The organism is Arthrobacter sp. 05T442 (assembly GCF_056395945.1).
Genome location: NZ_JBFTKM010000009.1, coordinates 111,044 through 129,506, shown reverse-complemented (window position 1 = coordinate 129,506; position 18,463 = coordinate 111,044). Strand labels below are relative to the sequence as shown.

16 protein-coding genes, 2 tRNA genes and 1 riboswitch are annotated in these 18,463 nt (G+C 68.2%); of the genes, 1 reads left to right on the top strand and 17 read right to left on the bottom strand.

Features of this window, described 5'->3' with window-relative positions:
- Positions 1 to 39: 39 nt before the first annotated feature.
- Positions 40 to 1,011 (bottom strand): methylenetetrahydrofolate reductase, encoded by a 972-nt coding sequence (locus AC1DES_RS11020; protein ID WP_476895734.1) that lies wholly within the window; start codon positions 1,009 to 1,011, stop codon positions 40 to 42.
- A 414-nt stretch (positions 1,012 to 1,425) separates the two neighbouring features.
- Here AC1DES_RS11020 and AC1DES_RS11015 point away from each other — a divergent pair, with 414 nt between their 5' ends.
- Entirely contained in the window at positions 1,426 to 1,623 is a 198-nt protein-coding gene (locus AC1DES_RS11015; RefSeq protein ID WP_476895733.1) for a hypothetical protein, read from the top strand.
- Positions 1,624 to 1,665: 42 nt separating this feature from the next.
- On the opposite strand, the gene AC1DES_RS11010 is transcribed toward AC1DES_RS11015, so the two are convergent.
- The 16 genes from AC1DES_RS11010 to AC1DES_RS10935 all read right to left on the bottom strand — a co-directional run bounded on the left by AC1DES_RS11010 (position 1,666) and on the right by AC1DES_RS10935 (position 18,331).
- The gene (locus tag AC1DES_RS11010) at positions 1,666 to 2,868 is read right to left on the bottom strand and encodes an ROK family transcriptional regulator (protein WP_476895732.1); all 1,203 of its coding nucleotides are present in this window, start codon (positions 2,866 to 2,868) and stop codon (positions 1,666 to 1,668) included.
- A 149-nt stretch (positions 2,869 to 3,017) separates the two neighbouring features.
- Complete coding sequence (locus tag AC1DES_RS11005; protein ID WP_476895731.1) at positions 3,018 to 4,157, bottom strand: class I SAM-dependent methyltransferase; 1,140 nt, start codon at positions 4,155 to 4,157, stop codon at positions 3,018 to 3,020.
- 27 nt (positions 4,158 to 4,184) lie between these two features.
- Positions 4,185 to 5,510: an NAD(P)-binding domain-containing protein gene (locus AC1DES_RS11000; RefSeq protein WP_476895730.1), complete on the bottom strand. Its 1,326-nt coding sequence runs from the start codon at positions 5,508 to 5,510 to the stop codon at positions 4,185 to 4,187.
- 125 nt (positions 5,511 to 5,635) lie between these two features.
- Positions 5,636 to 7,411 (bottom strand): hypothetical protein, encoded by a 1,776-nt coding sequence (locus tag AC1DES_RS10995; RefSeq protein WP_476895729.1) that lies wholly within the window; start codon positions 7,409 to 7,411, stop codon positions 5,636 to 5,638.
- 687 nt (positions 7,412 to 8,098) lie between these two features.
- Positions 8,099 to 8,171: transfer RNA gene (locus AC1DES_RS10990), tRNA-Ala, on the bottom strand.
- A gap of 193 nt (positions 8,172 to 8,364) precedes the next feature.
- A tRNA-Ala gene (locus AC1DES_RS10985) sits at positions 8,365 to 8,437 on the bottom strand.
- 164 nt (positions 8,438 to 8,601) lie between these two features.
- Positions 8,602 to 9,003: a ribosome silencing factor gene (rsfS, locus tag AC1DES_RS10980; protein ID WP_476895728.1), complete on the bottom strand. Its 402-nt coding sequence runs from the start codon at positions 9,001 to 9,003 to the stop codon at positions 8,602 to 8,604.
- A 58-nt stretch (positions 9,004 to 9,061) separates the two neighbouring features.
- Complete coding sequence (locus AC1DES_RS10975) at positions 9,062 to 10,420, bottom strand: hypothetical protein (RefSeq protein WP_476895727.1); 1,359 nt, start codon at positions 10,418 to 10,420, stop codon at positions 9,062 to 9,064.
- Positions 10,421 to 10,427: 7 nt separating this feature from the next.
- Positions 10,428 to 11,093, bottom strand: coding sequence for a nicotinate-nucleotide adenylyltransferase (nadD, locus tag AC1DES_RS10970; protein ID WP_476895757.1), 666 nt, complete (start codon positions 11,091 to 11,093; stop codon positions 10,428 to 10,430).
- A 55-nt stretch (positions 11,094 to 11,148) separates the two neighbouring features.
- Positions 11,149 to 11,388, bottom strand: a complete 240-nt coding sequence (locus AC1DES_RS10965) for a hypothetical protein (RefSeq protein WP_476895726.1) — start codon at positions 11,386 to 11,388, stop codon at positions 11,149 to 11,151.
- Positions 11,389 to 11,466: 78 nt separating this feature from the next.
- On the bottom strand, positions 11,467 to 12,876 hold the full coding sequence (locus AC1DES_RS10960) for a glutamate-5-semialdehyde dehydrogenase (RefSeq protein ID WP_476895725.1): 1,410 nt from the start codon (positions 12,874 to 12,876) through the stop codon (positions 11,467 to 11,469).
- A gap of 26 nt (positions 12,877 to 12,902) precedes the next feature.
- On the bottom strand, positions 12,903 to 14,069 hold the full coding sequence (proB, locus tag AC1DES_RS10955) for a glutamate 5-kinase (protein ID WP_476895724.1): 1,167 nt from the start codon (positions 14,067 to 14,069) through the stop codon (positions 12,903 to 12,905).
- Positions 14,059 to 15,648 (bottom strand): GTPase ObgE, encoded by a 1,590-nt coding sequence (obgE, locus tag AC1DES_RS10950; RefSeq protein ID WP_476895723.1) that lies wholly within the window; start codon positions 15,646 to 15,648, stop codon positions 14,059 to 14,061. Before obgE ends, proB begins: the two co-directional genes overlap by 11 nt.
- A 116-nt stretch (positions 15,649 to 15,764) precedes the next feature.
- On the bottom strand, positions 15,765 to 16,028 hold the full coding sequence (rpmA, locus tag AC1DES_RS10945; protein WP_069952019.1) for a 50S ribosomal protein L27: 264 nt from the start codon (positions 16,026 to 16,028) through the stop codon (positions 15,765 to 15,767).
- Positions 16,029 to 16,089: 61 nt separating this feature from the next.
- A complete protein-coding gene (rplU, locus tag AC1DES_RS10940; RefSeq protein ID WP_018773353.1) occupies positions 16,090 to 16,398 on the bottom strand; it encodes a 50S ribosomal protein L21 in 309 nt (102 codons plus the stop codon).
- Positions 16,399 to 16,753: 355 nt separating this feature from the next.
- Positions 16,754 to 18,331 carry a bifunctional hydroxymethylpyrimidine kinase/phosphomethylpyrimidine kinase gene (locus AC1DES_RS10935; RefSeq protein ID WP_476895722.1) on the bottom strand — a complete coding sequence of 526 codons (1,578 nt, stop codon included), beginning with the start codon at positions 18,329 to 18,331 and terminating at the stop codon, positions 16,754 to 16,756.
- Positions 18,314 to 18,411, bottom strand: a riboswitch (TPP riboswitch). (Overlaps the previous gene by 18 nt.)
- Positions 18,412 to 18,463: the final 52 nt, after the last annotated feature.

Here is an 18,463-nt window from a genome sequence, read left to right as displayed (position 1 = left end):
GTCCTTGGGTGGTGGTGAGGGGTGGGAAGTTGGCGGTGCTCAGCTGGCGAGCTGGCCGCGGAGGGCGGCGCGCCGTGCGTTCTGCACGGACGTGCGGCGGGGCCGGGGCAGCGCGAGTTTGTCCAGTACCTCGAGGGCGCTGGTGTGCTCGTTGAAGGTGTAGAGGTGCAGACCGGGGGCGCCGGCCTCCAGTGCAGCGTTGGCCAGGTCCACAGTGGCGTTGACTCCGATCCGGTTCCGTTCGGCGTCGGTGTCCGCAGCAGCAAGCCGGGCCATGAGTTTCGGCTCCGGTTCCACCCCCGTCAGCTCGCCGAGGCGGGTGAGCCGGCGGATGCTCGTAAGCGGCATGACGCCCGGAATGATCGGGATGGTGACTCCGGCCCGGCGGGCGCGGGCCAGGAGGTCCGCGTACTGCTCCGTGTGGAAGAAGACCTGGGTGATGGCGAAGTCGGCGCCGGAACGCTGCTTGGCCAGCAGCACCTCGACGTCGTGGGCCTCACTCGGGGATTCCGGGTGCCTGGTGGGGTAGGCGGCGACGCCGACGGCCACCTTGCCGGCGCACAGCAGTGCCGAGCGGCGCTGTTCCACGCGGCGGATGAGTTCGATCAGGTCCTGGGCGTAGCGCAGTGAACCCTCAGGCGGTGTGCCGCCGTCTTTGGGCCGGTCACCGCGCAGGGCCAGGATCCCCCGGACGCCGACGTCGAGCAGTTCGCCGATGATCTCGGCCAGTTCCTGCGGGGAATTCCCGACGCAGGTCAGGTGGGCCAGGGGGCGCAGCGTGGTTTCCTGCACGAGCCGGTTGATGAGCTCGACGGCGGTGCTCCGGTTGGAGCCGCTGGCGCCGTACGTCACGGACACGTAGTCCGGGTCCGTGGACTCCAGCTCGCCGATGGTGGTCCAGAGCGATTCGGCGGCGGCCGCCGACCGCGGCGGAAACAGTTCGTAGGACAGCGCGACGGGTGCCGCGCCGGCCAGGTTGGAATGTGCGTCAATGAGGCTTGGTGGTGACATTTGCGTCCTTGGCTGTGAGCCATCGGCGGCAGCGGCCGGAAACCCGGAGAACCGGGGAACGGGAGGACACTGCCGTCGATGAATTGAGTTTGGGAACACGGAGAGAACTCCAGCAGGACGCAGCCGCGACTGTTACGCCTGATACGAAGTTGTCCGTGAGCAAATGTCAGGCCCACATGGGGGCACCCACACCCTCCTCGGCTGCCCGGGGGCCGGCCTTCAGCGGAGGATCGCTGACACGTTACTGAGGTAACTTGTATAGAACTTTAGGGGCCCGCCGCGGCGCGATCAAGTCCGCTCCCGAATTAAGACGCGGCTTTACGGTCATTTTCGCGGTCGGGCAGAATATTGTTCGCCGGACGGGCTGAACCGTGATCCCTCCCCATTGCGGACGTGCGGGGCTATCCTGTTGCCATGATCCAGCTTCCAGCCAGTTACCAGGAGTACCTCGCAGGCAAGAGCGAGAGTTTCATCAATACCGTCAGGCCCGTCCTGATGCAGTCTGCAGCGGAGAAGATGCACGGGGTCCGGATTCTCGTGCTGCCGCACGGCCACCAGGCACACCTGGACGAGAACCTGCCTTTCGGCACCGTCATCGAAGACATCGACTGAGCCGGTCAGCGGCGCCGGCCAGCCGGCGCCGCTGACCGTTGCCTAGCCCTCCAGCAGGAGCCGCTGCGAACGCGGCGCCAGCGTGTGCTCCAGGACCAGGCACGCCGCACCGACGGCACCGACGTCCTCACCGACGCCGGTGCCGACCACTTCGAGGCCGTGGATCTTCCGGGTGGCACTGTTTTCCGCGACAAGACCAGGGACCAGCTTCAGGTACGTCTCGGAGAGGCAGCTCCAGAACGGTCCGCCGAAGACCACCCGGTCCACATCCAGGGTGTTGGTGATGACTGAAACCGCCCGGGCCACAAACACGGCAGAGCGGTCGATGATTTCGGCGGCCCATTTGTCGCCGCCGTAGGCCTGGGCGCACAGCTGGGCGAACCGTTCCTGGACGGCGGGACCGTTGTTTTCCCCGCGCGGCCCATCAAGCACCCCGGCCTCCTCGGCCTGGGCCACGAGCACCTGGGGTATGGCCGTGGACTTCACACAGCCGCGCAGCCCGCAATCGCAGAGGGCGCCGCCCGGGTCCACGACAATATGCCCGATTTCGCCGGCGTTTCCGGACGTGCCGCGCACCACCTCGTCGTTGAGGACGATTCCGCAGCCGATCCCGGTGCCCATGTACATGAAGATGAAGCTCCCGGCGCCGCTGGGGCCCCCGGCCCAGGTCTCCGCCACGGCCGCGCTGGTCACGTCCTTGTCCACGAGAGTGGACAGGCCGGTGGCTTGCACGAGGGCGTCCCGCAGCGGGACGCGGTCCCAGCCGAGCAGCAGGGGCGGGTCGACCACCGTGCCCTCGTTGAGGTCGATGGGGCCCGGGGACGCGACGCCGAGCCCGGCGATCTTGGCGGGGTCCACGCCGGAATCTGCGATGAGCTGCCCGATCTCGGCGGCAATGGTGTCAATGACGGCACCGGGGTCGGCCCCGGACGGGGTTTTGATGCGGGAGTGCTTGACTACGGCGCCGACGAGGTCCAGCACCACGAAGGTCGTCACCGCGGGGTCCAGGTGGACCCCGACGGCGTACATGCCGGCGGCGTTGAGGCGCAGCATGGTCCGGGGCTTGCCCGGGCCGGTGCCTTCCTTGCCTGCCTCGACTATCAGGTTCTGGTCCAGGAGGCGGCGGGAAATATTGGAGATCGTCTGCGGCGACAGCCCGACGATCTGGGCCAGTTCCACCCGGCTCAGGCCGCCCGGCGAACGCCGGATCGCATCCAGGATGACCGTGAGGTTGAAATCCCCCATGCGGGGCAGGTTCGTTCCGCGTCTCGGCGCGGGCTGCCGGATCTCGGTCACTGATACCTCTAACGTCTTCGGCGGAAGCACTGCTGGTCTCAGAATCGTACGTTACGTGCGGGCCTGCGCCCACACGTGCGCTTCATGGTCTCCCGGTTTTATTCGGCCGGGCGCCGCGTGCTCGCCGTCACCGTGAATTTCGGGTTCCTGCCGACCTCGCGCGTCGGGCCCACCAGCCGTTCCAGCGCCGGACGGTAGTGCAGGTGGCTGTTGAAGACGGTCCAGAGTTCCCCGCCCGGCGCAAGGATCTTCGCGGCCGCCTCGAACAACTTGATTCCGGCGCCGGAGTGGACCGCCGACTCCAGATGAAACGGCGGGTTGAGCAGGACCAGATCCGCGCTTCCCGCGGGCAGCGTGGACATGGCGTCGTCCTGGACAACGTCGATCTGCGCCTCCAGCCCGTTGGCGCGGGCCGTCGCCAGGGCGGAGTCGACGGCGGCCGCGGACCTGTCCGTGGCCGTGACCCTGGCGTCGGGGTTGTGGCGTGCGTACATGGCCGCCAGGATTCCGGTGCCGCAGCCCAGGTCAACGGCGTACCGCGCGCGCGGCATCTGTGGCAGGAACTCCAGGAGGAAGCGGGTACCGATGTCAAGGCCGGTGCCGGCGAAGACGGCTCCCCGGGCGCAGACCGTCAGCCCAAGCTCGGCGTTGGGCTCGGCGACGGGAAAAGGCGGAGCCGCGGTGACCGGGCGGGGATTCCGGGCCAGCAGGACCCGCGACTTCTGCCGGGCGAGCTGGGGCTGGACCTCGCCGAAGTAGCGGTCCAGTACTGCGTTCATGCCGTGGCCCATGTGTTTGACCCGACCTCCGGCGAGCAGCACGACGTCGGACGCCGCATGGCGGGCCACGGCGTCGGCGATTTCCTCCAGCTCCGCCAGGGACTTGGGCAGCTGGACCAGCACCACGGACGCACCCTCCAGCAAGGTGGCGCCCAGCGGGAGTTGCTCAAAGCCGCCGTCCACGCCCAGGACGTCGGCATTGCGGCGCAGCGCGCGTTCGCCAGTGATGAGGTCCTGGTGCACGCGCACCGGCCTCGGGGCCCCGAGCGCAAGTGCCCCGAGCGTCAGGGCTCCATAGCGGTCCCCCACCACGGCGAGCCTGCTCCCTGGCTCCAGGATCCCGGCGGCGGTGTCCAGCAGCAGCCGGTCGGTGGCGTCCCAGGCCTGCAGGTTGGCCGCCTCGACGTCCGGGATCCTTCTCAGGCGGGAAAAGAGGGATTCGAGATTGATGTCCGCCACGCGCGAGCTTCCGCCTTCTCTGTTCAGTCATGGGTGTTCACGGCCAGCATCAAACCTATCCTGCCCTGCCAGCAGCCGGACGATGCCTGCCACTGCGGCCCGGCCGGCCCGGTTAGCGCCGATGGTCGATGAGGACGGCCCGTAGCCGACGAGGTGGACCCGCGGCTCCGAGGCAACCTGTGTGCCGTCCATGGCGATGCCGCCGCCCGCGCCGCGCAGATGCAGCGGGGCGAGGTGTTCGAGCTCGGCCCGGAAGCCGGTGGCCCACAGGATCACGTCGGCGGCCTGGAACGTGCCGTCGGGCAGCCGCACGCCGTCCGGCTCTATCGCGGTGAACATCGGGTGCCGGTCAAGGACGCCGCGGGCGGCGGCGGCGCGCAGGGCCGGAGTCCAGATCAGTCCGGTCACGGCGACGACGCTCTGCGGCGGGAGGCCCTGGCGGACCCGCTCCTCCACGAGGGCGACGGCGTCGTGCCCGGCCTGGCGGTCGAACGCGGCGTCCCGCCAGAGAGGTTCGCGGCGGGTGAACCAGGTGGTGGAGGTGACCTTGGAGATCTCATCGAGGAGCCCGACAGCCGAAATGCCGCCCCCGACGACGATCACGTGCCGGCCGCGGAATTCTTCGGCGGAGACGTAGTCCGCGACGTGGAGCTGGCGCCCGCGGAAGGAGGCCTGCCCCGGGTAGATGGGCCAGAAGGGCCGGGTCCAGGTACCGGTGGCGTTGATGAGGGTCCGGGCGGACCACTCACCGCGCGAGGTGGTGATCCCGAGCAGGCCGGCAGGATCATCATCCTGCCGCCGGACGGTCTGCACCCTGACGGGCCGCTCGATGGCCAGACCCAGTTCCTCCTCGTAGCCTCCGAAGTAGCGGGTGAGGAAGCTGGAGCTTGCTTCTGCCGGGTCGACGGCCGGCTGTCCGATACCGGGCAGGTCGCTGATGCCGTTGACGGTTGCCATGAGCAGGCTTTTCCAGCGGTGGCGCCAGGCCCCGCCGGGGCCGTCCTCGGCGTCGAGCACGATGTACGTCCCGGCCGGGCCGCCGGCGGCGGCGGGTTGGGGATCCGCGGCGCCGGCGGCAACGGCTCCCGGATTCGTTTGCCCGGCGGTCGGCGCCCCGGGAGCCGCGGCGCCCGCGGGCGCGAAGCCGCGGCGCTGCAGGTGGTATGCGGCCGAGAGGCCGGCCTGGCCGGCGCCGATGACGGCGACGTCGGCGAAACGCGTCCCGGATCTTCCTGACGACGCCGGTCTAGAGCTGCGTGGGGCCGTCGCCGTCGACTGTGCAGTCGATGTCGTGGTCGCTGGCACCGCCGTGGACGCCGACGACCCGGCCCCGGCCGTCATGACTGGGGGCATGGGAGCAGGAAATCGTTCACGTCCCCAATTTTAGTGGCAGCAGCGGCCGCCCCGATGAGGGAGCGGCCGCTGACGGATCCGTGACGCGAGGAACCTCCCGGCGGGAGGTTCCTCGCGTCGACGAATTAGGTGATCTTGGTGCCCGTGAGCGGGGACCAGGAGATCCGTCCTCCCTGGTAGTTCTGGGCGACGCTGCCGCCGCCGGCGCCGTATTCGTCGGAGGTCGGGTAGCCAAGACGGCCGGTGAGGAAGCCGGTGGACGCCCAGGCCTGGCGGATGGCGCCGGCCGTGGGGTGCGCGCCGGTGGACGCGGACCAGATGATCGACCCGCCCTGGTAATCCTGGTAGCAGCCGCCGCCGGGCTGGCCGCAGACCACATCCGATGTCGGATAGCGCAGGATCCCGGTCAGGAACCCCGTCCGGGCCCACGCCGCGCGGACCTCCCCCGAGGTGGGGTGCGAACCCGTGGCTGCGGACCAGATGATCGCCCCGCCCTGGTAATCCTGGTAGCAGCCGCCGCCGGGCTGGCCGCAGACCACATCCGAGGTCGGATAGCGCAGGACCCCGGTCAGGAACCCGGTGCGGGCCCAGGCCGCGCGGACGGATCCTGACGTGGGGTGCGCGCCCGTGGCTGCGGACCAGATGATCGCCCCGCCCTGGTAGTCCTGGTAGCAGCCGCCGCCGGGCTGGCCGCAGACCACATCAGACATCGGATAGCGCAGGACCCCGGTCAGGAACCCCGTGCGGGCCCACGCCGCGCGGACCTCCCCGGAGGTGGGGTGCGCGCCCGTGGCTGCGGACCAGATGATCGCCCCGCCCTGGTAGTCCTGGTAGCAGCCGCCGCCGGGCTGGCCGCAGACGACGTCGCCGGTGGGGTAGCCCATGAATCCGGTGAGGAACCCGGTGCGGGCCCAGGCCGCGCGGACCTCCCCGGAGGTGGGGTGCGCACCCGTGGTCGCGGACCAGATGATCGCCCCGCCCGGGTAATCCTGGTAGCAGCCGCCGCCGGGCTGCCCGCAGGTTATTGGTGCGGTTGTGGTGCCGAGGCCCGGGTTCGCGGCCGCGGCCGCCTGGATCTCGGTGGTGGCCGCGGGCGGGACGGTTCCCCCGCCGCCGCCTCCTCCGCCGCCGCCGCCGCCGGGCAGCGTGCCCGGAACCGGGCCAGGGGCTTCCGACCCGCTGTTGATGATCACATCATCGGCATAGATGTCGCCCATCTGCTGGTCGTGTTCGGCCCCAAGCTGGGCCATATCGAATTTTGTCGCACTGATGCTGACCGTTTGGGCAAAGACAGACTTGTCATCCCACCAGACCTGCACCCCGGTCGCCGCGCCCTTGGGCACGACGTGCATCACCAGATGATGCCACGTGCCCAGGGCAACGGTGGGAACCAGGGTCGTGTAGACGAACCCCGGCCCGCCAAGCACCCGAAGCACCAGGTCATTGGTGATGTTGTGCCGGAAGACGTCGAGGTACCTGATGCCGCCGGAAAAGAACCGGAAGTACGGAACGTCGTTCCCCGCGACACCCTCCGTGGTGATGTTGAACCAGCCGTCCGCGTACGCCTCCTTCATCCCGGATGCCAGTCCCACGGACATTTTGGCGATCGAGCCGTTGTCCGTGGTTGCGTGCAGATGAGCCGAGCACCCTGGAGAGTGCGAGAACGCGGAGGAGACCGAGACGGTCCCCGTGAGCGCGGTGAAGGGGGTGAACGGGGACAGTGCGCCGGATTCAAAGTTCGTGGCCGCCGCCGTCGTTCCGGGATAAGGATCCGCGGGCGCGGGGGTACCCGGTATGCACGACGCGGGGGCAGCCACGGCCGCCCCGCCATTAAATGCGATCGAACCCACCAGCGGTATGCCAAGCGCAATTGCCAGAAACAGCCGAAGAAGCCTTCTCATTGATCTGCCCTCCCACATCGTGATCTGTTGTTCAGCTCCGGGGATGCAGGATCTCTGCCAATTGGGTCATACCCATGATCGGACCCAGTTCCGGCGGCCTCGGACCCCGCCAATGCAAGCGTTCCGCGCCCTCGGGACCAAGCCTCTTCTGTTCGGCGCTGCGCGTTATTGAAGTTCACGGATTCCCCACACTTCGAGGGGCTCCCCTGCCCCGGGCCGCGCCGCTCCCGACACTGATCGGGAATGGCCTGCGCTAGTCCCGCACACAAGCCCGGGCCGGCATCAGGGGGCCTCGCTTATCGAAGTCTTCACACCGGATCACCAGGCGGGCGGGCCGCCACCGGCGTGTGCGTCTGTAATCGAGGAATGGTCTGATGGCGCATTATGAGAGACCCGCTTCCGACTGCCAAGTTGTACCAGGCAACTAGTAATGACCACGACCCTAGGAGCCGGGACTGTCCGGCGCACGAGTAGCGACTACTCGGATTGTGGGGATCGCCACGCGTCTGATACTTGCATCTCGGGAACGGACTTCTCGGAAGAACGGGGTGCGGACTGTCTGCTCGGTCCGAGGCGGGTCGGACCCGGACTCGGACACGGACCGCCGGCCAGGCGTTTCGGCCCATCCCGACCCCGGGGTGGGATTAAAGAAATGAGGCCCCACTCAGTGAGTGAGGCCCTTCTCGGTGGAGCTGAGGGGACTCGAACCCCTGACCCCCTGCATGCCATGCAGGTGCGCTACCAGCTGCGCCACAGCCCCGAATTTCCTTCGGAAGATCTCTGCTCCGGGTGCACTAACCTCCCGCAAGCAACCTGATTATCTTAAACCACAAATCCGCATCACGCGAATCGGCACGCGTTTCGGCGCAACCCCCTGTTTTGGCTATAGACCCAATGAAACGCCGGGCATAAAAGAATCCGCCGGAATCTTTCGATTCCGACGGATTCTCCGGTGGAGCTGAGGGGACTCGAACCCCTGACCCCCTGCATGCCATGCAGGTGCGCTACCAGCTGCGCCACAGCCCCGAATTTTCGTTGCTTCGTCTCCGTCCGCTGACGCGTCCGATTCCGGCTTTTTGTCCGGATCTCTCCGAAGCAACTCAAATATCTTAGAACAGCCTCTCCGAAAATTCCAAATCGGGCATATTCAGGCTGCGCCCGATATGGCGGTTCCGTGCCGTTCCGGGCTGCTACTCCGTCTCGGTGCCCGCCGCGGCCTTGGCCGAGGCGTCGTCGCCGAGCTGAAGGTCGACGACGGGGCAGTCCTTCCAGAGCCGTTCCAGGGCATAGAACACGCGGTCTTCTTCGTGCTGGACGTGGATGACGATGTCGCCGTAGTCCAGCAGGACCCAGCGGCCGCCGGAGCGCCCCTCGCGGCGGATCGGCTTGAGGTCGAACTTGGACAGCTCATCCTCAACACCGTCAACGATCGCGTTGACCTGCCGTTCGGACGGGGCGGATGCGATCAGGAAGATGTCGGCCAGCGCCAGCCGCTCGCTGACGTCCATGGCCATAATATCTTCCGCGAGTTTCTCCGAGGCAGCGCGGGCTGCGTGGCGGGCTGTGGCGATGGCTGAATCTGTTGCAGTCACGGGACTCCTTGTTGTGGTGTAAATCGTGTGATGGTGAAGCTGAATGCGGGCTGCGGCGCTAGCGGGCCAGGCCGGTCACGATCAGGATGATGCCGGCGATGAGGGCACAAAGGCCCAGGGCCAGCACGCCCAGCTGCAGGATGCGGAGGCGGCGGGCCCTGCCGAGGCCGGCCGTGGCTGCGTCGAGGGGGTCGAGGCCGTAAGCGGAGTTCGCGGCCACGGGCGCCCTGCCGGGGAAACTCTCCTCCGGCTCCAGCGCTGCCGGATTCCCGGCCTCGGCGCCCGCGGTCGCTGCGGCTCCGGCCGAGGCCCGGGCGGCAGCCTCCGCGCGGGCCAGGACGCCGGCTCGGCCGGTCGTGGGGCCTGACCCCCGCTGGCGGGACAGCCCGGGGCGGCGCGTACCGGACTTCCGTGGCGCCTCGACCCGGGGGCCGGAGTTGGTGACGACCGGAACGTAGGACGTGGCAGGGCGCTTCATGACGGGCCGCTCCACGCCGGGGACCTGGACGAATTCCAGGGGCGTAACCATGGCCAGGTTGTTCGCGGTGGTGGGATCGTTCCGTGGCGGGGCGGGCTGGCTGTTTTGCTCGGCCAGCTTCTGTTTGGCGGCCGCCCGGCGGTTCAGCACGGCAGCACGCTCGGCCAGCGCAATCTGTTCGGCAAGGACGGCGGGATCTACAGCGTCGGAGTCCGTGGCCGCGATGTGCTCCAGCTTGGCCACCTGGTTGTGCGCCTGCTCCACGAGGAGTTCCCGCGCGGCGAGGGCCTGTTCCACCGACATGCCCGCCGGCGGCTGTCCCCCGGCACCCGGGGCGCCGCCGTCTGCGTTCCGCCCAGGAGCCTGCGGCCCCTTGGCGGCAGGAGCCTTGGCGGGCGCGCCGTTGCCTGTTGTGTCATTGCCTGTTGTGTCATTGCCCGTTATGTCATTGCCCGACGGCTTCGTGGCGGGCCCGGCGGGCGGCGCGACGACGGGGACGGCGCGGGTGCGCGGGGAGACAGGGACTATGGTGTTGGCGGCGGTCGCTGGGGCCGTTTCGGCGGCCAGCTGCAGGAGCCGTAACTGGCGTCGCGTGGGCGGGCCCCCGGCTGCCAGGTGGCCCTCTTTTTCCGCCAGCTCCTTGATGGTGCGGAGCGCGGCACGGTCCCTGGCGCGGACCTGCGAGGACCGTTCGGGGCCGCCGCGGGAAGGGTCGCCCGGGGCATCGACGGCGGCGTTGGGAACCCGGCGGCGCCCGGTAATTTCCGCCTCTGTCGGCTCGCCCGGATCGCGGAGGGCGGACGGCCCTGACGTTTGCTTTGAGGCAGGCGGAACCTGTCCCGGAAGGACGGACCCGGGTTCCTGGTTCGCTTCCGGGCGTTCATCTCTGGCCTGGCGCAGTTCGCGGCGGCTGCGGATGGGAGGCTGTTCCTGACTCATTGCAAACTCATTCGGTGCTGGCTGGTTGGTTTATCTCGATGGCTGGCCCGTACTGTGCAGGGTCGATCCCGCCGGTATTGTCCGTGGCCCCCTCGGCGGGATCTGCGGCGTCCGGTTCGCCGTCGTACAGGCCGTACTTGGCGATGTACTGGACAACGCCGTCGGGCACGAGGTACCAGACGGGGTTCCCGGCGGCCACCCTGGTCCGGCAGTCCGTGGAGGAGATGGCCATGGCCGGCACCTCGAGCAGGCTGACGTCCTTGCGGCCCATCCCGTCCAGGACGTGCCCGGGGCGGGTGACGCCCACGAAGTGCGCGAGCGACCAGAGTTCGTCGATGTCTTTCCAGGAAAGAATCTGTGCCAGGGCGTCCGCGCCGGTGATGAAGAAAAGATCCGCGTCCGGGCGCAGCATGCGCAGGTCGCGGAGGGTGTCGATCGTGTACGTGGGCCCGGGCCGGTCCACGTCCACCCTGCTGACAGTGAAGCGCGGGTTCGAGGCCGTTGCGATCACGGTCATGAGGTACCGGTGCTCTGCCTCGCTGACCTTTTTGGCCATCTTCTGCCAGGGCTGGCCCGTCGGCACGAACACGACTTCGTCCAAGTCGAACTTGGCCGCGACCTCGCTGGCCGCGACAAGGTGGCCGTGATGGATCGGATCGAACGTGCCGCCCATCACACCCAGACGCAGACGGCGCCGGGCGCCGTGCTGCTTCATGGTGGCGGAAATATTAGTGGCCTTGGCTGTGGTCGTGCTTGTTCGGGTGCTGGCGGTGCGGGTCCGAGTGTTCGTCGACTGCCTCGTGGCGCAGGCCCAGGTTGGAATAGGACAGCGTGATCAGCATCAGGATGACAAGGAGTCCGAACATCGACGCCCCGATCACGAACGGCGGTGCAATGAGCGGGGCCAGTTCCTCGTTGGCGGCTGAGCCAGCGGCGGCGACGAAAGTGGCGATCTGCTGCGAGAGCATGTTCTCCCCTAGTGTTCAAAAATTGACGACGGCGGAGGTGTCCGCCGTTCCGGTCTTCCGTTCTATGTTACAGCGTTGCTAGCCCCTGATCTGGCCCTCGCCCTGCACGATCCACTTCGTGGTGGTCAGCTCGGTCAGTCCCATGGGACCGCGCGCGTGCAGCTTCTGGGTTGAAATCCCCACCTCGGCCCCGAGGCCCAGCTCGCCGCCGTCCGTGAACCGGGTGGAAGCGTTCACGATCACGGCGGCCGAATCGACGTCCGCGATGAAGCGCTCCGCGTTGGCGAGGTCGTTGGTCAGGATGGCCTCCGTGTGCCCGGTGGACCACCTGCGGATGTGCTTGACGGCCTCATCGAGGCTGTCGACCATGGCCACGGCGAGGTCCAGGTCCATGTATTCGGTGGCCCAGTCCTCGTCCGTCGCGGGAACCGAGTCGATCTGCGCCGGCAGGGCGGCGCGGATCCGTTCGTCCACATGCAGTGTGACGCCGGCGGCGCGCAGTGCCTGGGCAACGGCGGGCAGCACGGTGGACGAGGAGTGGACCAGCAGCGTCTCCACGGTGTTGCAGACGCTGGGCCGCTGGGTCTTGGCATTCAGCAGGATGTTCACGGCCATTTCCTCGTTCGCTGAGGCGTCAAGGAAGATGTGGACATTGCCTTCCCCGGTCTCGATGACGGGCACCGAGGAGTTCGTCACAACGGTCTGGATCAGGTCGCGGCCGCCCCGGGGAATCAGGACGTCCACGCGGCCGCGGGCCCGCATGAGCGCATTGGCGCCGTCACGGCCGTACTGGTCCACGGTCTGGACAGCGTCGGCGGGCAGACCGACGGAGTCGAGGGCGTCCCGGAGGATCGCGACGAGGGCGGCGTTCGTCGCCGCGGCAGCGCTGCCGCCGCGCAGGATCACGGCGTTTCCGCTTTTGAGGGCCAGACCGGCGATATCGACGGTGACGTTGGGACGGGCCTCGTAAATGGCGGCGACAACGCCCATCGGGACGTTGATCTGGCGCAGCCGGAGACCGTTGGGCAGCGTCTGGCCGCGGACCACGTTGCCCACGGGATCGGGCAGGGTGGCGAGCTTTTCCAGGGCCGCGGCGAGGGCATCGATGCGCGGCCCGGTGAGGGTCAGCCGGTCCAGCAGGGCGGCCGTGGTGCCGCGGGCCCGGCCGGCGGCAACGTCGTTGTCATTCGCTGCCAGGATGTGGCTCTTGCCCGCCAGCAGCGCGGCCCCGATAGCGCGCAAGCCGCGGTCCTTCCAGGCTCGGTTGGCGTGCGCCATCTTGCGGGCGGCCTGGCGGGAGCGGTCGGCGATGGCGTGGACGGCAGCCTCGACGTCCGCCGCCGCTGAAGCGGCCGTGGCCTCCGGTCCGGCCTGGACCTCCCGGGCGTCTCCGGACGGTCCGGCAGAGGGCAGGACGTCAGCGGTCACGCCTTCGGAGAGCGCGCTTTCGGAGATCACAGCGGGGTGGGGGGTGAGGGCCTCAGTCATGCTCCCAGTTTAGGCGTGCAGGCAGCTCAGACCAGAACGAGGTCGTCAACATGAACAACTTCACGGTCATATCCGCGGCCCAGTGTCTTGCCGAGTTCCCGCGTCGAGCGGCCCAGCATCTGGGGCAGTTCGGCCGCGGAGTAGTTGACCAGTCCGCGGGCGATTACCGTGCCGTCGGCGGCCACCATTTCCACGGCATCGCCTGCCTCGAAGTGGCCGTGGACGGCGGAGATGCCGGCAGGCAGCAGCGACGTGTGGCGGTCGCGCACGGCTTTCACTGCGCCGTCGTCGAGCACCAGCGTGCCCTGCACCGACGCGAGGTGGGCCAGCCACAGCAGCCGGATCGGCTTCCGTGCACCGCTGATGGAGAACCACGTCCCCACGTCCTCCCCCGCCAGCGCGGCGGCCGCGTTGGCGGTGGACGTGACGAGGGCGTGGATGCCTGAACCCGCAGCGATGCTGGCGGCCTCGACCTTGGTGAGCATTCCCCCGGTGCCCACGCCCGCCTTTCCGGCCCGGCCAATGGATACGCCGTCGAGGTCGCGGGGGCCGGCGACGTGGGGAATCCGCTTGGCGCCGTGCGAGGGCGGACCGTCGTAGAGCGAGTCGACGTCGGAGAGAAGCACGAGGGCGTCGGCGCGGACCAGGTGGGCCACGAGGGCGGCGAGCCGGTCGTTGTCGCCGAAACGGATCTCGTGCGTCGCGACAGTGTCGTTTTCGTTCACCACGGGTACCACCCCGAGGTTCAGCAGCCGGTCCAGGGCGCGGAAGGCGTTGGTGTGCTGGCTGCGCCGCATGAAGTCATCAGCGGTCAGGAGCACCTGGCTGACGGTGACGCCGTGCGCCCCGAACGCGTGGGTGTAGCGGGCCATGAGCAGGCCCTGGCCCACGCTGGCGGCGGCCTGCTGGGTGGCGAGGTCGCGGGGGCGCTTTTCCAGCCCCAGCGGCGCGAGCCCGGCAGCGATCGCCCCGGAGGACACGAGGATGATCTCGGTGCCCTCGTTGCGCTTGTGCGCGAGGGCATCGGCGAGGCCGGTCAGGGCTTCCTCGGAGATGCCGCCCTTGATGGACGTCAGCGAGGACGATCCGACCTTGACCACGATCCGGCGCGCCCCGGACAGCGCTGCGCGGTCGGGGGCTGCGCGGTCCGGGGTGCGGGATGAGCCGGGTTCGACGACGGTTTTACTCGTCATCTGTTTCGCCCAGTCCACTCTCCTTGAGCGGCTTGGCGACCCTGCGGCTGCTGACGGATTCGGTCCATATGCCGGCCTTGCGCTCGGCTTCGAGCTCGGCGCGGGCGGCGGCCTTGGCCTCGCGGCGTTCGATCTGCTCGTCGCGCTTCTGCCCGCGGGTGGGGCGGTCGCCGATGTCGGCGAAGCGCACGTCGGTGCCGCGGGGCGCGGCGAGCAGTTCCGCGCCGGCCATCATGGTCGGCTCCCAGTCGAAGACGACGCCGTCGTCCTCGCCGATGACCACCGTGTCGCCCGGCACGGCACCCTGCTTGAAGAGTTCGTTCTCGACGCCAAGCTTGGCGAGGCGGTCGGCGAGGTAGCCGATCGCTTCCTCGTTGGTGAAGTCGGTCTGCTTGACCCAGCGGACGGGCTTGTCGCCAATGACGCGGAACAGCGGCTCGAGGTTCTTCTCTTCGCGGCGGATCTTGAAGCCGGACTCGTTGACGGCGCGCGGCTTCAGGATCGGGGCGTGCACCTTGGGCGGCGCGGCGGCGAGGGCGTCGCGGGCGGCCTGGACGATTTCACCCATGGCAAAGCCGAGCTGGCGGAGGCCCTCGTGGCTCGTGGCGGAGATCTCGAAGACCTTGTAGCCGCGGGATTCGAGTTCCGGGCGGACAAACTCGGCCATGTCCTTGCCGTCGGGCAGGTCCACCTTGTTCAGGGCCACGAGGCGGGGGCGGTGGTTCAGCGGAACCACCTGGCCGTCGGCTCCGCTGTAGCTCATGTCCACGGCGTACTTTTCGAGTTCAGCCTCGATGATGGCCAGGTCCGAGAGCGGGTCGCGGTCCGACTCGAGCGTGCCACAGTCCAGCACGTGCACCAGGGCGGCGCAGCGTTCGACATGGCGCAGGAAGTGGTGGCCGAGGCCCTTGCCTTCGCTGGCGCCCTCGATGAGGCCCGGGACGTCGGCAATGGTGAAGCGGACGTCGCCGGACTGGACAACGCCGAGGTTCGGGATGAGCGTGGTGAAAGGGTAGTCGGCGATCTTGGGCCGCGCAGCCGACATGGCGGCGATGAGGCTGGACTTGCCGGCGGAGGGGAAGCCGACGAGGGCGATGTCCGCGATGGACTTCAGTTCCAGGACGACGTCGCTGGACTCGCCTTCGATGCCGAGCAGCGCGAAGCCGGGGGCACGGCGCTTCTGCGAGGAGAGCGAGGCGTTCCCGAGTCCGCCAATACCGCCGGCGGCCGCGATGTATTCGGCGCCTTCGCCCACGAGGTCGGCCAGGACGGTGCCGTCCTTGGATTTCACCACGGTGCCCACGGGGACCGGAAGGATCAGGGTTTCGCCGTGTTTGCCGGCGCGCCAGTCGCCCATGCCGGGGCCGCCGTTGGTGGCGTGCCGGTGCGGGGCGTGGTGGTAATCAAGCAGGGTGGTGGTCTGGGGATCGACACGCAGGATGACGTCGCCGCCGTTGCCGCCGTTGCCGCCGTCTGGACCGCCGAGGGGCTTGAACTTCTCGCGGTGGACGGAGACACAGCCGTGGCCGCCGGTACCGCCGGATACGTGCAGTACTACCCGGTCTACAAAGCTCGCCACGTGGATCTCCTCAGTGCTGTTCCCCGGGGCCCAGAGGGTCCCAAGATGATTGTAATGCGGTTAAAACACCGGTGGAGCGGACCTAATGGCCCGCCCCACCGATTTAGAACTTGTTGTTACTCTGCAGCTGCAGCAGCCACGATGTTCACAACGCGACGACCGCGGCGGGTGCCGAACTCGACGGCGCCGGGGGCCAGGGCGAACAGGGTGTCGTCGCCGCCGCGTCCTACGCCGGCGCCCGGGTGGAAGTGGGTGCCGCGCTGGCGGACGATGATCTCGCCTGCGGAGACTACCTGGCCGCCGAAGCGCTTGACGCCGAGGTACTGGGCGTTCGAGTCACGACCGTTGCGAGTGGAACTCGCGCCTTTTTTATGTGCCATTTGAAATGCCTGCCTTTAAAATTCTGGGGAATCTGCTGAAAACCTGAACAGTAACGAGTGGTTACTTGATACCGGTGATCTTGACCTTGGTCAATTCCTGACGGTGACCCTGGCGCTTCTTGTAGCCGGTCTTGTTCTTGAACTTCTGGATGACGATCTTCGGACCACGAAGGTCTTCGAGGATCTCAGCCGTAACCGTTACCTTGGCCAGGTCCGCGGCAGCGGACGTGACCTTGTCACCGTCTACCAGGAGCAGTGCGGGCAGCTCAAAGGTGCTGCCGGCTCCACCGGGGACGCGGTTCAGGGTAACGAAGTCTCCAACGGAAACCTTCTCTTGGCGGCCGCCTGCGCGGACAATCGCGTACACCACTGGGGAACTCACTTCTCTCGACGTTTATTACTAGATTTGCGTGCGGAACCTGGGGCCAAAGTGTTCGGACCGGCTCACGCTGTGCCTCTACGCCGGTGGATTCCCCGGGGGAATCCATGAGCTATCCCGTGGACAACGCCATCCGAAAATCGAATGAACTGTCCTCAAGGTCATAACCCAAGTATTGGCGTAAGCACCGAAGGTCTAGACTACGCTAATTTTGCCTTCGGCCGCAAACGAGGCTGGTTCCGGCGGGCTCTGCGTGATGGACGTCACTCTCTTTGGACAGAGCGTTCCTGCAGCGACTTCCCGAACCGTGCCCGACTATCCTACAGGCTGCACGGGCCAGGTCAGTTCAGGCGTGCAGGCGCGGCGCGTCGAAAAATGCGACCTCGTAGCGCGAGGACTGGCGGAAGGCCAGTGCCATGGCGTCCCTCTCGGACGCCGAGGCGTGCCTGGCTGCCGCGTCGGTATACGCGATGGCCTGCCGGGTCGCGGCGGCAAATCCTTCGTCGGCGTAGGTGCGGAGCCACACGGCATAGGGATGGCTTCCCGGGGAACCGGCGGCGAGGAACTGCCCGTGCAGGGCCTCCCCCACCTCGGCGTAGAGCCAGAAGCACGGCAGCGCCGCCGCCACCAGCACAGCGTAGCTGCCGGATGCCGAGGCGGCCAGCAGGTGGTCGACATAGGACTTCGTGACCGGACCCAGGGTGGCTTCGGCGGAGCGGGTGCTGAGCCAGGTCCGGTGCAGCTCCGATTCCACCTCGAGGCATTGCTGCGCCGAGCCGGCCCAGAACAGTTGCTCGGCGTCCGAGGGCGCGAGCGCCGCGGCACGGGCCAGGACCCGTGAGTAGCCGTTGAGGTAGATGGCGTCCTGCGCAAGGTAGTAGGCAAACTCGTTCTCGGGCAGCGTGCCGTCGGCCAGGCCCCGGATGAAGTCGAGGGCATGGATTGCCTCCAGATCGCCGGCCGCCTGGTTCCGGAGCGCCTCTACGAACTCGCCCTCCGCCGGGGCGCGGTCCGGGATGCGGCCGTGCCCCTCCGTGAGGTGCTGAAGATGATGGAAGTGGTGGACGGGGCCGTTGCCGGAGCCGACGTCCAGTCCGGTTGCAGCCCGCAACGCACCCTGCAGCCACGGTTTGACCTCCCGCAGCGCTGCCTCCCAGTCCCCCACCCGGGCCTGCACCGTGGCCATGGCCGAGGACAGGGAGCACCCTGTGCCGTGGCTGTTGCGTGTGGCGACGCGCTCCCCCGGCACCACGACGGTCTCCTGTCCCAGCAGTCCTCCGGTGTTGACGAGCGCGTCCGGGCAGCCGCCGCCGCTCCCGCCCTCCCGGTCTTTCAGGTGGCCGCCCTTGACGAGGACAGTGGTGCCGGCCAGCGCGGCCAGGCGTTTGCCCTGCTTTAGGGCCCCGTCCCAGTCCCCGGCGACGGGTTCATGCAAAAGGATCGCCAGCTCCGCGAGGTTGGGCGTGATCAGGTCCGCGAGCGGCAGCAAGGCGTGGAGCGCGGCTTCGGCGGATTCCTGCAGGAGGCGGTCCCCGCTGGTCGCCACCATCACTGGATCCAGGACCACGACGGCGGGCCTGACCTTTTCGAGCCAGCTGCGGACGGCGTCAATCACCGCGGCGTCGCCCAGCATGCCGATCTTCACGGCGTCGATGCCGATGTCGTCGCTGATCGCGTCCAGCTGCCGGGCAAGGAACGCTGCCGGCGGAACGTGGACGGCCGTGACTCCCCGCGTGTTCTGCGCGGTCAGCGCCGTGATCGCCGCCATGCCGTAGCCCCCGTTCGCGGCGATGCTCTTCAGGTCCGCCTGGATCCCCGCGCCGCCGGACGGGTCGGAACCTGCGATGGCCAGGACGCGGGGAGGCCGGGTTTGCGCGGACCGGCGTGGCGGGTACGGAAGAAATGATGAGGACAAGAGAGACATCCCTTCGCCGGTGCTAGCCGGACAGGTTCAACGGGTCTGGATCTCAGCCGGCCCAATGCGCGGCACCCCGTGTCAGTGCTCCAGCCTAGCCTCATCCGTTAAATAACCGCGGGTGCGGCCCGGTTCCGGCGT

Coding starts and splice junctions, on each gene's coding strand:
- AC1DES_RS10935 (WP_476895722.1), bottom strand. CDS start 18,331: ATGTCTCTCTTGTCCTCATCATTTCTTCCGTACCCGCCACGCCGGTCC.
- AC1DES_RS11020 (WP_476895734.1), bottom strand. CDS start 1,011: ATGTCACCACCAAGCCTCATTGACGCACATTCCAACCTGGCCGGCGCG.
- proB (WP_476895724.1), bottom strand. CDS start 14,069: ATGACGAGTAAAACCGTCGTCGAACCCGGCTCATCCCGCACCCCGGAC.
- nadD (WP_476895757.1), bottom strand. CDS start 11,093: ATGGGCGGCACGTTCGATCCGATCCATCACGGCCACCTTGTCGCGGCC.
- AC1DES_RS11000 (WP_476895730.1), bottom strand. CDS start 5,510: ATGCCCCCAGTCATGACGGCCGGGGCCGGGTCGTCGGCGTCCACGGCG.
- AC1DES_RS10960 (WP_476895725.1), bottom strand. CDS start 12,876: ATGACTGAGGCCCTCACCCCCCACCCCGCTGTGATCTCCGAAAGCGCG.
- rpmA (WP_069952019.1), bottom strand. CDS start 16,028: ATGGCACATAAAAAAGGCGCGAGTTCCACTCGCAACGGTCGTGACTCG.
- AC1DES_RS10975 (WP_476895727.1), bottom strand. CDS start 10,420: ATGAGTCAGGAACAGCCTCCCATCCGCAGCCGCCGCGAACTGCGCCAG.
- AC1DES_RS11010 (WP_476895732.1), bottom strand. CDS start 2,868: ATGGGGGATTTCAACCTCACGGTCATCCTGGATGCGATCCGGCGTTCG.
- AC1DES_RS10995 (WP_476895729.1), bottom strand. CDS start 7,411: ATGAGAAGGCTTCTTCGGCTGTTTCTGGCAATTGCGCTTGGCATACCG.
- AC1DES_RS10965 (WP_476895726.1), bottom strand. CDS start 11,388: ATGCTCTCGCAGCAGATCGCCACTTTCGTCGCCGCCGCTGGCTCAGCC.
- AC1DES_RS11015 (WP_476895733.1), top strand. CDS start 1,426: ATGATCCAGCTTCCAGCCAGTTACCAGGAGTACCTCGCAGGCAAGAGC.